Annotated in this window: 11 protein-coding genes; 3 read left to right on the forward strand and 8 right to left on the reverse strand. The window is 64.8% G+C overall.

Going from position 1 to position 15,418, the window contains the following annotated elements:
- Positions 1-181: 181 nt before the first annotated feature.
- The 3 genes from MJ956_RS17545 to MJ956_RS17555 are packed head-to-tail and all read left to right on the forward strand — an operon-like array spanning position 182 to position 4,310.
- The gene (locus MJ956_RS17545) at positions 182-2,164 is read left to right on the forward strand and encodes an ABC transporter substrate-binding protein (protein ID WP_253965732.1); all 1,983 of its coding nucleotides are present in this window, start codon (positions 182-184) and stop codon (positions 2,162-2,164) included.
- A complete protein-coding gene (locus MJ956_RS17550; protein WP_253965733.1) occupies positions 2,161-3,159 on the forward strand; it encodes an ABC transporter permease in 999 nt (332 codons plus the stop codon). Before MJ956_RS17545 ends, MJ956_RS17550 begins: the two co-directional genes overlap by 4 nt.
- Positions 3,156-4,310 (forward strand): ABC transporter permease, encoded by a 1,155-nt coding sequence (locus MJ956_RS17555; RefSeq protein ID WP_253965734.1) that lies wholly within the window; start codon positions 3,156-3,158, stop codon positions 4,308-4,310. The genes MJ956_RS17550 and MJ956_RS17555 overlap by 4 nt, the downstream gene beginning before the upstream one ends.
- A gap of 3 nt (positions 4,311-4,313) precedes the next feature.
- Here the strand turns inward: MJ956_RS17555 and MJ956_RS17560 are convergent, their stop codons facing one another.
- The 8 genes from MJ956_RS17560 to MJ956_RS17595 all read right to left on the reverse strand — a co-directional run bounded on the left by MJ956_RS17560 (position 4,314) and on the right by MJ956_RS17595 (position 15,267).
- Entirely contained in the window at positions 4,314-5,543 is a 1,230-nt protein-coding gene (locus MJ956_RS17560; protein WP_253965735.1) for an adenylate/guanylate cyclase domain-containing protein, read from the reverse strand.
- 1 nt (position 5,544) lies between these two features.
- Positions 5,545-6,399 (reverse strand): MBL fold metallo-hydrolase, encoded by an 855-nt coding sequence (locus MJ956_RS17565; protein WP_253965736.1) that lies wholly within the window; start codon positions 6,397-6,399, stop codon positions 5,545-5,547.
- Positions 6,396-6,848, reverse strand: coding sequence for a cyclic nucleotide-binding domain-containing protein (locus tag MJ956_RS17570; RefSeq protein ID WP_253965766.1), 453 nt, complete (start codon positions 6,846-6,848; stop codon positions 6,396-6,398). Before MJ956_RS17570 ends, MJ956_RS17565 begins: the two co-directional genes overlap by 4 nt.
- A 69-nt stretch (positions 6,849-6,917) precedes the next feature.
- Positions 6,918-9,623 carry an ABC transporter transmembrane domain-containing protein gene (locus MJ956_RS17575; protein ID WP_253965737.1) on the reverse strand — a complete coding sequence of 902 codons (2,706 nt, stop codon included), beginning with the start codon at positions 9,621-9,623 and terminating at the stop codon, positions 6,918-6,920.
- Between the two features lies 1 nt (position 9,624).
- Complete coding sequence (locus MJ956_RS17580) at positions 9,625-11,589, reverse strand: ABC transporter ATP-binding protein (protein ID WP_479768644.1); 1,965 nt, start codon at positions 11,587-11,589, stop codon at positions 9,625-9,627.
- Between the two features lie 134 nt (positions 11,590-11,723).
- Complete coding sequence (locus MJ956_RS17585) at positions 11,724-12,860, reverse strand: glycosyltransferase family protein (protein ID WP_253965739.1); 1,137 nt, start codon at positions 12,858-12,860, stop codon at positions 11,724-11,726.
- Positions 12,860-14,017 carry a glycosyltransferase family 4 protein gene (locus MJ956_RS17590; RefSeq protein WP_253965740.1) on the reverse strand — a complete coding sequence of 386 codons (1,158 nt, stop codon included), beginning with the start codon at positions 14,015-14,017 and terminating at the stop codon, positions 12,860-12,862. The genes MJ956_RS17585 and MJ956_RS17590 overlap by 1 nt, the downstream gene beginning before the upstream one ends.
- Positions 14,014-15,267, reverse strand: coding sequence for a glycosyltransferase family protein (locus MJ956_RS17595; protein WP_253965741.1), 1,254 nt, complete (start codon positions 15,265-15,267; stop codon positions 14,014-14,016). Before MJ956_RS17595 ends, MJ956_RS17590 begins: the two co-directional genes overlap by 4 nt.
- Positions 15,268-15,418: the final 151 nt, after the last annotated feature.

Below are 15,418 nucleotides of genomic sequence, written 5' to 3' on the forward strand. Positions count from 1 at the left end.
GGTTCGCCGGCGACGACATCGGAACATCGCTCGCGGGAAGGGGCATCGCGGCATCTAGGCGAGAAACGGGGCCACCCGCAAGGCGGCGGGCGTCTCGCCGCCGCCGGTGGTCAAACCGTCATTTGACAAAACTTCGGCGCTCGAACCTTACTGGTCGCCACGACGCAACGAGGACGCATCGATGCACCGACCGACAGCGCGACGACGGTTTGGCTCGCGGAGCATCTTCGCGGCAGTGCTGGCCTTATCGAGCAGCGTAACGGCCGGCCTTGCCACCGCTGTTAATGTCGAGACCCCCGCCGCCGAACCGGCCTTCCTCGCCGCCAAGGTCACGGACGGGGGGCTGCCGCCGGTGACCGAGCGTCTGCCGCAAACACCGCTCGTCCTGCCGGTCGACAACGGGTGTCCGGCCGATCGACCTGGCGGCACACTGCGGATGCTCGGCGCCAGCGCCAAGGATACGCGAATCCTTCCGGTCTTCGGCTATGCGCGCCTGGTGGGTTACGACGAGAGCTACGAGATCGTACCTGATATCGCCGAGAGCTACACGGTCGAGGAAGGCCGCATCTTCACCTTCCACCTGAGACCGGGCATGAAATGGTCCGATGGCGCGCCATTCACCTCGGAGGATTTTCGCTATTTCTGGGAGGACATGGCGAAAAATCCGGACGTCGCCAAATTCGGCGTCCCGGCCGAGCTGCTGGTCGAGGGCGCGGAACCGGAGGTCACCTTTCCCGGTCCCTACGAGGTCCGCTATGCCTGGAAGCAGCCGAACCCGAACTTCCTCGCCTCGCTCGCCGCCGCGCTCCCCTTCGAGATCTTCCGGCCCGCCCACTACCTCAAGAAGTATCATGAGAAGTATGCCGACCCGGAAAAGCTCAAGGCCAAGATCGAAGCCGCCGGCCAGCGCAACTGGGCCGCGCTGCATTTCAAGAAGGACCGCAGCCACCGCAACGACAATCCCGACCTGCCGACGCTGCAGCCCTGGACTCTCGCCACCGAGCCGCCGGCCGAGCGGCTGACCTTCGAGCGCAATCCCTATTTCCACCGCGTCGACCTGAAGGGCCGGCAACTTCCCTATATCGATCGCGTCACCCTGACGATCTCCAATTCAAGCCTGATCCCGGCCAAGGTCGCCAACGGCGAGGCCGATCTCCAGGCGGCCTATCTCAGCTTTCCCAATTACCCGTTTCTGAAACGCGGCGAGAAGCGCAGCGGTTATGAAGTTCGACGCTGGGAATCGGGACGCGGCGCGCATGTCGCGCTCTACCCGAACCTCAACGTGACGGACCCGGTCTGGCGCGAGATCATCCGCGACGCCGACTTCCGCCGGGCCCTATCGCTCGCCATCAACCGGGCCGACATCAACAAGGCGATCTTCTATGGCCTCGCCGAGCCGGGCGCCAATACGGTGCTTCCGGGTTCCCCGCTGTTCGCCCCGGACCTGCGCACCCGCTGGACCGCCTACGACCCCGACAAGGCGAATTCGATTCTGGATAGCCTCGGCCTCAAGCGCGCGACCCGTCGCGGGCTACGGCACCTGCCGGATGGGCGCGAGATCCGCATCGTCGTCGAGACGGCGGGCGAAAGCAGCGAACAGTCCGACGTCCTGCAGCTCGTCCGCGACGATTGGCGCGAGATCGGCGTCGACCTTCTGATCCGCGAATCCCAGCGCGAAATCTTCCGCAACCGCATCAAGGCCGGCTCGACCCTGATGTCGGTCTGGACGGGGCTCGACAACGGCCTGCCGATCCCGGCCACGGACCCGGCGGAACTCGCCCCCTCGACGGCCGAACAGATGCAATGGCCCGGCTTCGGCATGTGGGTGGAAACCGGCGGCACCGGCGGCGAGGCGCCCGGGGACGGCCCGAATCTTGCCGGCATCCGCGAGCTCATCGAATTGCGCCAGGCGTGGATGCGAACGACCGACACCGCCGAGCGCGCGGCGATCTGGAACAAGATGCTGCGGATCACGGCCGATGAGGTCTACACGATCGGGATCGTCTCGGACGTCGATCAGATCGTTGTCGTTTCAGATAAACTACGGAACGTGCCGGAGCGGGGCGTCTACAACTACAATCCCGGGGCCTATTTCGGCATCTACCATCCCGACGGATTCTGGTTCGATTGCCCGTCGAATGTGGCCGCAGGTTCGCCCTCGTGATCCGCTACGTCGCCCGCCGTCTCGTCACCATGGCCTGGACACTGGTGGCGATCAGCGTTCTAGTCTTCATCATCATCCAGCTGCCGCCCGGCGACTATCTGACCAGCTACATCGCCGAGATCCAGGCGCAGGGGGAGAACGTTACCGCGGACAAGATCGCGTTCCTGCGCGAGCAGTACGGCTTGGACAAGCCGCTATGGCAGCAATATCTGGTCTGGGTGACCGGCCTCGTGCAGGGCGATCTCGGCTATTCCTTCGAATACAATCAGCCGGTCGCGGACGTCGTCGGCGACCGGATGCCGATGACGATCCTGCTCAATGTGGCGACGGTCATCTTCGTCTATCTCGTCTCGTTTCCGATCGGCCTTTATTCGGCAACCCATCAGTATAGCTGGGGCGACCACGGGCTCAGCGTCCTCGGCTTCCTGGGACTGGCGACGCCAAACTTCCTGCTGGCGCTCATTCTCCTCTATCTCGCCAATGTCTGGTTCGGCACGTCGATCGGCGGGTTGATGGACCCGCAATATATCGACGCCCCCTGGTCGCTGGCCAAGGCGGGCTCGGTGCTGTCGCATCTATGGGTGCCGGTGCTGGTGATCGGCACGGCGGGCACGGCCGGCATGATCCGGCGGCTTAGGGCCAATCTCCTCGACGAGCTCAACCGGCAATACGTCGTCACCGCCCGCGCCAAGGGACTGCCGGAGCGCCGGCTGCTGCTCAAATACCCGCTACGCATGGCGCTCAACCCGTTCATCGCCGATCTCGGCAGCCTGCTGCCGCAAATCGTCTCGGGCTCGGTGATCATTTCGGCGGTGATGTCGCTGCCGACGACCGGGCCGATGCTTCTCTCCTCGCTGCGCAGTCAGGACATGTATCTGGCCGGCTCGTTCCTGATGTTCCTGGCGCTCTTGACGGTGGTCGGCATGTTCGTCTCCGACATCCTGCTGGCGATCCTCGATCCGCGTATTCGCCTCGGCCGGAGTACGGCGCGATGAGCCCCACCCCCCATTTCGTCTCGCCCGAACCGTTCGATCCGGAGGCGACGGTGGCCGCGGGTTCGACCGTTTCTCGAGCCTATATGGAAGCCTCGCAGTCGAAGCTGATCTGGTGGCGCTTCCTGCGCCATCGCGTGGCGGTCGTCTCGCTCGCTTTCCTACTGTTCAGCTACGGCGCGATCGTCATCGTCGAGATGATCGCGCCTTACGAACTCCAGACCCGCAACACCGACTTCATCTTCGCGCCGCCGCAACCGCTGCATCTCATCCACGAAGGCCAGTTCGTCGGCCCGTTCGTCTACCCGCTCGACTACAATCTCAATCTGGAGACGCTGAAGCGCGAATACAGCGAAGACACCTCCCGGCCGCTGCCGCTGCGGTTCTTCTGCCAGGGCGACCCTTACGAATTCTGGGGCATGGTCAAGGCCCGTTTCCATTTCGTCTGCCCGCCCGAGGAGGGCACATTCTTCCTGATGGGAACCGACCGTCTCGGCCGCGACATGTTCTCGCGCATCTCCTACGGTGCACGCATCTCGCTGACCGTCGGCCTCGTCGGCGTGTCGCTGAGCTTTCTTCTGGGCATCAGCATCGGCGGGCTCGCCGGCTATTTCGGCGGCTGGGTCGACTCCGTCGTGCAGCGGACGACGGAAATCCTGCGGTCGATCCCGGAACTGCCGCTCTGGCTCGCCCTTTCCGCAGCGCTCCCGGTCACCTGGAGCCCCCTGCTGATCTATTTCGGCATCACCTTGATCCTGGCGCTGCTCGACTGGCCAGGTTTGGCGCGCGCGGTGCGCTCCAAGCTCTTCGCCCTGCGCGAGGAGGATTTCGTCGTCGCGGCCGAAATGCTGGGGGCGAGCCCGCGCCGGATCATCTTCCGGCACCTCCTGCCGAATTTCATGAGCCATCTGATCGCCTCGGCATCGCTGTCGATCCCGACGATGATCCTGGCCGAGACGGCCTTGAGCTTCCTCGGGCTGGGCCTGCGCCCGCCGATCACCAGTTGGGGCGTCCTGTTGTCGGAGGCGCAGAATATCGAGGCGGTGGCGCTTTACCCCTGGCTGCTGTTGCCGATGCTGCCGGTCGTCCTGACGGTGCTCGCTTTCAGCTTCGTCGGTGACGGGTTGCGGGACGCGGTCGACCCGCATCATTGAGCATCAGGTTGTTGCCGGCGACGCGGCGCGGCACGGGCTCCCCAGACGCGGCGTGAAGAGCTCCATACGCCGCTCGACGCCGTTGAGGGCATGGACGCCGACCGAATCCCAGCGTTCGGCCAAAAGCGCGGCGACCTCGGCGCTGGCGAGGACGCTGAGCTCCATCGTCTTGGTCAGTTTCTCGATGCGTTCGACCTCGGTGACGGTCGATCCGATCACGGTGAAGGCCAGGCGCTCGGGCACGCCGATGTTGCCGAAAACGACGTTGCCGATATTGAGACCGATGCCGAAATCCATCGTGTCGACGCCGCGTTCGCGCCGGACCGCATTGGCTTCGTCGCGCATTCGGAACGATTCCCCCACCGCCTCCAAGACCTTGACGCTGAGGGCCGCAACATCCGTCGCGTCCTCCAGCGGAAAGACGACCAGAACGGCGTCGCCGATGAAGGCGAGCACCTCGCCGCCGGCCCGGATCGCCGGACGCGCGGCGCATTCGAAATAGTCGTTGAGAAGCGTGAGGAAGGCTTGGCTTTCGAGGCTTCCGGTCAGACGCGTCGAGTCGCGCAGATCGGAATACCAGACCAGCGCCCTCGTGGTCGCGCCGTCGCCGAGGCGAATATTGCCGCTGAGCACGCTATGACCGGCCTGCCGTCCCAGATAGGTCTCGACGATGTTGGTGGTGATCCGCGACTGGATGATCGTTTTGGACACGAGGGCGAAAGTCTGCTGGATCGCCTGGAGGACGCCGAGGTCCTCGTCGGTGAAACCCGAGGAGCGGTCGCTCGCCCAGATCACGAAGATGCCGGCCTTCGGCATATCCATGAACGTGGTGGGTTGCGAAAATTCGGTCGAAAGGGCGATGTAGTCGGTGTAGCCCTCGGCCGCGAGTTCCTCGAATAACGGGAAGTCGAGAAGCTTGCCAGGTCCGGTCAAACGCCGCCGCAAGACGGGAAGGTCAGCTTCCAGCATGTAGCGCAAGGGGCTTCTCTGCCAGGCTTCGGTGTTGGATTCTTGATGATGGAAATGCTCCAGGACCGTATCCTGATCGCGGTGCCATTTGATCATTTCGGCTCGAAACAACGGATGCAGGGTCGGCCAGTTGAGGCGGGCGCGGGCGATCGGGATGCCGATGCCGCTCAGCCTGAGGCAAAGCTGATGGAAGAGCTCCTCCAGATTGGGATTGCCGAGTGCCTGGCGGATCAGCCATTCGTCGACCTGCTTTGCCAGCCCCATCTCAGCCGCCTTCCAGGATTCGCACGCCTTCGCCGATGTCGATGGTCAGGCCCGTACGCGCCACGATCGCTCCGGGAAAGGCTTTCCGCGCCGTGGTTGCCAGAGCCTCCAGCCATGCGTCGGTTCGCGATATATCATGGTGAAAGATAATGAGATTTGCCACGCCGGCCGCGCGGCAAAGCCGCACACCCTCCTGCCAGGTCGAGTGACCGAAGCCCTGGAACGTGGGAAATTCCTCGTCGGTATACATGCAATCGTAGATCATCAGATCCGAGCCGGCGATGAAGTCGCGGATTGCGACGTCCGGCTTGCCCGGCTCGTGCTCGGTATCGGTGATGTAGCAGAACGACCGTCCCGCATACTCGATTCGATACCCGACAGCGCCGTTTGGATGGTTGAGCCGGACCGTGCGCACACGAACGCCGCCGGCGAGATCAAGAACCTTTGGCGGGCGGAAGTCGCGATAGTCGATTCGCGCGGTGAACTGCTTCGGCGTTACCGGAAAATAGGGCGGGCGCATGAAGCGCTCGACCATGCTGCGGCAGCTGGTTTTGTCCAGGAAATGCCCGGCGTGAAGCCGCACCACGGCCTCTTCCGTATAGAGCGGCATCATGAACGGCAGGCCCATGATGTGGTCGAAGTGGCAGTGGGTGAAAAGGATGTCGAGGTCCCGCACGCCTTCGCAGCAGAGCTTGCGGCCACAGCCGACGACCCCCGTCCCCGCATCGAGCACCAGAACATGGTCGCCGCAGCGAACCTCGATACAGCTCGTATCGCTGCCGAAGCGGGTGTTGGCGGCGGCCGGCGCGGGAATGCTGCCGCGCGCACCCCAGATCGTCAGCTGGAAGCGGGTCAAGCCTCATTATCCCGCGACGCGGCCAGATTGCGCGCCCGGACGAGTTCCTCGTTGGAATGGGTCAGGCGTTCCGCCAGGGTGCGCATCACCTCGACCGCGATCTCCGGGAACTGGCGTAGAAGCTGCAAGAACGAATCCTTGCGTACCCTCAGTGCCGACACGTCGGTGCTGGCGGTCACCGTGGCCGTGCGCGGAGAATCGCAAAGAATCGATATCTCGCCCACGACATCTCCGGCTCCCAGTGTCGCGACCACATAGTCACCGGATGCCGTCTCCACCGAGACCTCCGCCTCACCCTCGACCAGTACATAGGCCGCGTCGCCCGGCTGCCCCTGCCGGACGAGAACCTGTCCGGCGCGGTAGGCGATCGAATCCGCCGTGAAGGCGATCAGCTTCAGGCGGCTCGGTTCGATGCCGGCGAAGATCGGGACCGACCGCAAAAGGTCCATTTCGGATTTCAGAAGCGTCACGTCGTCCCTCTGCCGGCAATCGTCTCAATCATCGCCTTACCCGTGTCCTCAGGCCGGCTCGTCGACCGCGCGACTGACCTGGCGCTGCGCGGTCGTCATCCGGCCGTCCCGAAATTCGACCGTCCGATCGAACAGTTCCGCATGTTCGGCATGACTCAAGACCCAGAAAATCGTCTGCCGTTCCGCACCGAGAGCCTCGCGCGATGCAAGGACGCGCTCAATTGTCGCCCGCTGGCTGTCCCCGTCAAGGGTGGAAATCGGCCGGTTAAGGACCAACAGGTCCGCGCGCTTGAGCAGCGCCCGGGCCAGCGCCAGCTTCTGCTGCTGGCCGGAGGACAGGCGCTTGGCGCCACTGCCCATGTCGAAATCAAGCCCGATCTCGAACACCACGTCGGACAGGCCGGTCTCGCGCAGCGTCTCCAGCAGCACTTCGTTGATCCGCGCCGAAGCTTCGGCGTAGCGGTCGACAACGCGGCCGAACAGGACGTTGTCCTGGAAGCTCGCCGCGTGGTTGACCGAATCGGGCGAATGGAGGGAGACGGCCTGGGCCAAGTCCGGATCGAGGCCTTCCCGGAACCGGTCCCGTCCGCGAAGGATCACCGCCTTGAGGTCCTCGTCGAGGAGGCCCATGCGATGGCGCGGTTCGATGTAGCCGAAGGCGAGTTCCTGCAGGGCATAGCGGTCCTCGTCCGACACCTGGCCGCCCCCGGCGACACGGCGGAGCGTCGAACGGTAGAGATCGACATCGTCGGGCGAGACAAGGTCGACACTGTCCATCAGCGGATTGTCGGGAGAAAGGTCCCCGAAGATCTCGATGAGGGTCTCGGCGATCTGACGGCCCATGTCGAACAGTGCCTGATCGAGCCCGGTTTGCCTGAGAACCGCTCGCACCTGCGGCCGCGCGGCAAGCGGGATTCCCCCGACCGCCGCCGGCAGGGCGATTCCGAAGACGAGATTTTCGAACAGCGTGGCGTAGTCGGAATAGCGCTCCGCGTGGAAAGACTCGAAATACTCCTCGTCGCCGCCATCCGCGAGTCGGCTGCGAAAGCGCTGCCGCGCCGCGAGGATGCGTTCGGCCACCTCGTCCGGCAGGTCCGCCGGCAGCCGGTTGCGCAGTCCGAGCCGCGCAATGTCGAGCCGCAGTCCGGCAATTTCCAGCACTTCGCCTAGACGCGGCGTCAGCGCCTCCGGGCCCTCGACGCCCGCCGCCTTGTAGTCGATCCAGTCGTCCCGGATATCGAGGTCGATATTGCCCGACTTTCGCGCTTCCTCGAGCCGGACCGCTTCCGCCCGTCCGCGCCGCTTTTCCCGGACAAGGGGGGCGTGGCGCAGGCCATAGACCAGCGCGTCGCGGACCGACATTCTGGCAAAGTAGGGGCCGGCCTCGGCGTAGGCGATACGGCGCCCAACGAAGGAATCAGGCAAGCTGTCCAACGAATGACCGTTGATGCTGATCCTTCCCCCGGCCGTGTCGACCAATCGGACCAACGCCTCGGCGAGATATTCGCCGCCGCCTCCGAACGGCCCGACGACGGCAAGCGTCTCGCCGGCGGAAATTCGCAGGCTCGTCGGCTCCAACAGGTCATTGCCCGCATCGTCGGCGATCCTCAAGCCGACGATCGAGATATCACCGTCGATGTGCGGCGGTTCGTCATAAGACACCGCATGCAATGTCGGCGAGAGCAGATTTCCGAGCGCGAATTGCTCGCGGATCTGCGAATATTTGGACTGAACGTCGACGCGGAACTGGTCCCAAGTGATCAGTTCCTTCAGCGGTCCGGGCAAATCCTTGTAGGCCGCGATCACCGCGACGAGCTGGCCGATGTCGAGCCGCCCGACAATGACGAAATAACCGCCGACGAGATAGAAGATGAAGGGCGTTATCTGGGCGAGGAAGTTGTTGACGAAGTTGGTGAGGAACTTCCACCGAAAGAAATCATAGCGAATCCAGAGGATCTTGCCGAGGCGGCTACCGAGCTCGGCGCGCTCCCAGTTGGATGTATCGTTGGTGCGAATGGAGGGAATGCTTTCGACGATCTCGCCGATCCGGCCGGACAAAAGCCGGGCGGTGAGTTGGCGGGCGCGGGCGAGGACGATGAGACGGCGGCGCATCTGAGGAATGAGGATAAGCTGGACGAGCACGACGGCGCCCGCGACCATGCCCAACCAGGTATTTTGCAGATAGATGAAGACGAGAGCCGTCAGCGCCTGACTGAGCAGGAGCGCCGGATCGGCGAACGCGCTCCCGCCGAAACCGCCGACGGGCTCGGTCTCGTCCTTGATCATCGACGCGATCTCGGGCCCGCGGATTTGCTTGAAGCGGCCGGTGGGAAACCGCAGCACCCGATCGACCAGTTGATAGCGCAGGCGGCGGAGCAGCCGCTCGCCAAGCTGACCCTTGTAGTTCGACAGATAGAACTTGAAGAGACCGTTGACGACGACGAAGAACAGGAACGTCAGGCTGAGACTGACGAGAACGCCGAACCGGTCGAATTCGACGCCGTCGAACAGGGCGACTGTCCCGCCGCCGAGAAAGTCCGGAACCGGCAGGATTACCTCGAAAATCGTTTCGGTCTCGCCCGGCTGCCATTCGCCCTGGATCGGACCGTTGACGATGCGCTTGGGCAGATCGAGCGTCAGATAATAGAACGGCAGCGAGATCAGCAGAACGAAGAACAGCCAGAGCTGTTGCCGGCGCGTGTGCCGCCAGACGTAGCGGAAGACGCTCTCGTCGAGGCCGTCGTGCGCGGCCATCTCAGCCTGCCTTTGGCGAAGCGGCAAATTCGGAGGTCAGGAAATCCAGATTGGCGGCGCGGATGAAATGATCCGGCCGCGCCTCCAGAAGTGGCCGTTCGATCCCCTTGACGACGTTGAACGGCTCCGGCCATTCGCGCCGGCCGGACTCGCCGGCCGAGGGAATACGGGCGAAGTCGAGCGGACGCGTGGGATCAGCGTGCGGCACCGCCTGCATGAGCATCTGCGTATAGGGATGCAGCGGCGCGCGAAACAATTCCCGGCGCGGCGCGAGTTCGACGATCTCGCCGTCACACATCACCGCAATCCGGTCGGCGACGTAATTCACGACCGCGAGATTATGGGAGATGAACAGATAGGTGAGCCCGCAAAGGCGCTGTAGATCCTTCAACAGGTTGAGAATCTGCGCCTGCACCGAAACGTCGAGGGCGGCCACCGGCTCGTCGCAAATGAGCAATTCGGGTTGCAATGCCAGGGCGCGCGCGATGCCGATCCGCTGGCGCTGGCCGCCGGAGAAGCTGTGCGGATAGCGATTGGCGTATTGTGGTTCCAGCCCGACCGCGGCCAGCAGCCGCTCGATCCGCCCCTGCTTCTCGGGTCCGCCGCTCTCGCGGTGGATCTCGAACGGTTCGGCCAGGATCGCGCCGACGGTCATACGCGGATCAAGCGAGGAGAACGGATCCTGGAAGACGTATTGCAGATGGTTTCGAACCCCGAAGAGTGCGGCCCGGTCGGCGTTGACGAGGTCGACAGGACCTGACTGGGCGTTGAACACCATCGAACCGGCATCCACCGTGACGGCGCGCATGATGGCGCGCGCGAGCGTGGTCTTGCCGGAGCCGGATTCGCCGACGAGGCCGAGACACTCGCCGCGGCGGACGGTCAGGGACACATCCTTCAGCGCATGCACACCACGCGGTGGCGCCCGGGAGAAGAGGCGTTTGTCGCCACGCCGCGAAAAGCTCTTGCTGAGCCCCTTGAGTTCAAGCAGCGTGTCGCCGCGCGTTCCCACCGATTCCCGTGTGAACAATGCCTCGGCATCGACCTTGATCTCTCGGATCGGCTTGAGGCGTGGCGCCTCGTCCCGATCGAGGTCGGGAACCGCCTTCATCAGCGAAATAAGGTAGGGGTGCTGCGGGCGCGCGAAAAGCGCCGCGGCGGAGCCCGACTCCATGACCTTGCCGTGGTGCATCACGACAACTTCCTCGGCGAGATTGGCGACCACGCCGAGATCGTGAGTGATCAAGAGGACGGCCATGCGGAGTTCCGCCTGCATGTCGCGCAGGAGCTTGAGAATTTGTGCCTGCAAGGTGACGTCGAGGGCGGTCGTCGGCTCGTCGGCGATCAGCAGCGCCGGCTTGCAGATCAGCGCCATCGCGATCATCGCCCGCTGGCGCAGGCCGCCCGACAATTCGAACGGATAGGATTTCAGCGCGCGCTCAGGCTCCGGAAACCGCACCAGCCGCAGCGTCTCGATCGTGCGTTCACGGGCTTCCGCGCCAGTACCGCGACCATGCACCTCAAGCACTTCGCCGATCTGGTCACCGAGCGTGTGGAGCGGCGAGAAGGAGGTCATCGGCTCCTGGAAGACGATGGAGATGGATTGGCCGCGGATCGCCCGGAAGCGAGAACTCCTCGGCGACAGCGCCGCAAGATCGACGACGCCCTGGAGAGGGTCGCGGAACAGGATATGGCCACCGGTGATCAAGGCGCCCTTTGGCAAGAGTCCAAGGATCGCCTGCGAGGTTACGGTCTTGCCGGAACCGGATTCCCCGACCAGCGCGACGGTCTGCCCGGCGCCGATCCTCATCGACAGGCCGTTGACCGCCCTCACCATGCCGGCCATCGAGCGGAACTCGACCGACAGGGATTCAATCGACAGAAGCGCGGAGGCGTCGCTCGGCACCGCATGCCGGCCATCCGACAGGGGCCGCTCCAGAACCGGTGCGTCGCTCGCCACGTCCATCCTCCTAGCCATTTCCGACACGTCCCCGGCGGGAGGCGGAGCGGCCGTTGAACCGATTGCACCACGATCCGGCAGACGAAGTCATGCGATTTCTCGACCGCATGACGCGCATCTACGGGGCGGTGCCGCGGTAATCATCGCCGTTGGCCAAGCGTCTCGATCATTCGTGCCGCATGCGCCGCGCCATCGAGATCGATCGACGGACGTCTGGCGGCCGGCCGCTCCAGAGCCTCGGCGATCGCCGCCGCCAACGTCGTCGCAGAGAGCTCGGACGCCTTGACGCGCGACAAGAGCCCCATGTCCCGCATGCGTTCCGAGCGGTGCCATTGCTCGGTCTCCTCGCCCTCGTCATAGGGCACCACGACGGCGGGCGCCTCGGCGCGCAGGAGATTCATCACCGTGTTGTAGCCGGCCTGCGAAATCGACAGGGCGCAGCCGTCGAGCAGTTCCTGGAAATTCGGCGCGAAGCGCGAAACGACGGTCCGCTCGTTCGCCATCGCGGACAATTCCTCAAAGCCCTCGGCGGGAAAGCGCGGCCCGGTGAAGAAACGCCAGACCCGGTCGGCAAGCCGCGTCGATGGACGGGCTGCCATCGCCGCCCGCATCAAATCGCCAGCGGCCGCGCCGCCGCCTGCCGAGACGATCACCTCCCCGTTCGGCGCTCCGCGAACCCGCTCGGCCGGCTCGGTCACATAGCCGGTATAGCCAATGAGATCGGCGAGTTCCTCCGCATGCGGATAGGTCTCCCCGAAGGCGAAAAGCGATGGGTCGGAATGGACGAGCACGGCGTCGAGATGCGCGCGCGCGATCGCCGCGCCCTTGGCTGCCCGTTCGGGATGCTTGGTCGCGACGAGGATGTCGCGGACCGAGGTGACGCATTTGACCCGCGGCTTGTCGCGGGCGGCGCGTTCGAGCAGCGGCAGGAGCTCGAAGCCGAAGCGCCAGCGCCCGAAGGGATACATCTCCAGAAGGACGATATCGGGCCGGATCTCGTCGTAAAGATGCAACAGCGCGTCCCGCCGCGCCGCGCGCCAGGCATCGGTCACCGGCTCGCCGTCGGCGTCGTAGAGCACCTTGAAATCGGCACCCTTCAGCTTGGTCGGCGGCAGTTGCACGACATCGGCGCCGGCGAAGGGCATTTCCTCAACAGGCATGCCGCCGAGCGCGACGGTCACCGCCATGCCACGCTTGGCCATGGCGTCGGCGAGAAGCTCACCGCGCCGCAGATGTCCGACACCCAGAAGATGCTGCACGTGAAAGAGAACCCGCATCAGATCATCTCTCGTAGCCGCACCGACCGGTTGCGCGTCGGCGTTTCTCCCAGCGCCTCACCAAGCGTCTTCGAGGCCACGGCGAGATCGTGGCGCGCGAGCATGCGCTGCCGAGCTGCACGGCCCATTCGTTCTCGCACGGTGGGATCGAGCAGACGTCGGACGTTATTGGCGAAGGCCGGCGCATCGCCTTCCGGCGCGATGAAACCGGTCTCGCCGTCCTCGACGACGCTTGGGACGCCGCCGCTGCGGCCGGCGACAACGGGCACGCCCGCGGCCTGCGCTTCGAGAAAGGCCATACTCCAGGCTTCCTTGATCGCCGGCCAGACATAGAGGTCGGCCGCGGCATAAAGGGCCGGCATCTCGGCGGCGTCGGCCGCGCCGTGAAAGGCGACACGGGAACCGAGCCCGGCGAAGGCCTCGCGCACCCGGTCCTCGGCCGGTCCGGCACCGACGATGACGAGATGAAACGCGGCATCGCCGAGCGCTTGCAGGGCCTTGGCGAGCAACTGGTACGAGGCGAGCTTCTGGTCCTGGCGCATCATCGCGACGGTGAGCAGCCAGGGACGATCGCCGGAGAGGCCGTGGCGCGCGGCAAGCCCCTCCCGCGCGGTCTTCCGGTTCGTCGCGGCCTCAACATAGGGCCGGGTATCGAGGAACGGTGCGAGGTCCAGATAGCGCGCCCCGTGCCGCATCCGCGGTAGAACGCACGGCCGGTCGGCCGGATTGAGACCGACGACGAGATCGGCCCGCGCGAGCGCCGCCAGGCTCGCTTCATAACCCCGGTGCCAGGCCCCGTCCTTGCGCTTGTCCGCAACGGACGCCTCGGCGACCACATAGGGAATGTCGAGTTCGGTTGCCAGGCGGGGCCCCAGCCAGTCCGGTGCCTTATGATAGAGATGGTAGGTGAACCAAAGGTCGATGGGCGCGTGGCGGTTGTTCCGACGCATGATGCGTTCGCCGATCCGCCTTCCGATCCGCTCGATGCGAGCCTGCCGCAGCGGGTCACCCCGATCGTAGCTGCGAAAACCGGAGGCGATCACGACATCGTGTCCGGCGAGCCGCAGCGCCTCAACGAGGCCGCGCGCCACCGTGCGGTCTCCGGATGGATGCGCATCGCGCGGCGATTTCATCGGTGCATAGAATGCGATCCTCATGCCATCCCGGCCTTGGAGATCGGACGCAGGCTCGCACGCTTCCAGTCGTAAGCGTCGACCCGCTTCGTCCGACCGGCGGCGATATACGCGTCCGCGCGCTCGCAAATGGTCTTCAGGCCGTCGAGAATGCCCGGAATCGCTGCGGATTTCGGCCGGGCCTGCCCCGGCAGCGCCCGGATGGCATCCGCCATCGCGGATGCCTCGTCGACGCGGTCGTCGAGCAGCATGGTCAAAAGGCCGAGTTCCTCGGCCTGGGAAGCGCGTATATATTGCTCGAGCCGCGGCTGCCGGCGCGGCACCACGACGGCCGGTTTGTCGAAGGACAGGATTTCGCAAAAGGTGTTGTAGCCGCCCATGGCGACGACGCCTTCGGCCCGCTCGAACAGCGGCTCGATACTCGCCGCGAAGGTGATCACGTCGACGCTGTCGAGCTTCGCCGCCCGGCGCTGGAAATCCGCCTGGAAGCCCGGCTCCATGAAGGGGCCGAGGACGATCTTGGCGCGAACACCGATCGCCGGATCGCTTTCGTAGGCGCGCAGAACCCAGTCGACCAGCATCGTCCCGTCGCCGCCACCGCCGGTGGTGACGAGGACAAAGGGTCGCTCGCCAATCCGGATGCGGTCGGGCAGCGCGCCCGACGGCTCGTCGGCCCTGTGCAGATAGCCGGTGAACACCGCCTTCTCGCGGACCCGATCCGACACGCCGATCCCCTCCAGCGGATCGCAGATCTCCGGCAGACCGTAGATCCAGATGTCGTCATAGAACTCCTCGAGAGCACCGAAGGCATCCTTGCGCGTCCACTCCTCGACCAGCCGGGAGGGCTCGTCCATGATATCGCGCAGGCCAAGGACGAGGCGCGCCCCGGTAGTCTTCAGATGGCGCAGCGAAGCCTCCACCTCGCCGCGCATGCCCAGCGGCTCCTTGTCCACCAGGAAGATATCCGGGTCGAAAATCTCGGCCGTCTTCTTGATGACGGCGCTGCGGATCTCGGTCAGATCCTCGATCGACAGGCCCGGATTGGAGGGGGCGTAATTGTCGGCGCCGAGCTTGACGACCCCCGGCACACGGATGAAATCCACCTGCGGCGGAAAGCTGAACGAGCCGACCACCGGAGAACCCGCGACAAGCAGGATGGCGATATCCGGACGGTGGGCGACCAGCGCCTGCGCGATGACCCGGCAGCGGCGCAGATGCCCCAGCCCATAGGTGTCGTGACTATAGATGAGGACGCGCGGAGGCCGGGCTTTCATGAAATACTCCTGGCGCTCGGGCCGTGCTCTCTGCACGCCACACTGGCGACTTTCCTTTTGGGGCGCAAGATCGCACTATCGTCGTCGCACCTCAGTTACAATGCGGCGCCGCCCGATTTGGGCCCAGGCCAACATGGGAAGGCGACAGACC

Source organism: Aurantimonas marianensis, assembly GCF_024195285.1.
Taxonomy (GTDB): domain Bacteria; phylum Pseudomonadota; class Alphaproteobacteria; order Rhizobiales; family Rhizobiaceae; genus Aurantimonas; species Aurantimonas marianensis.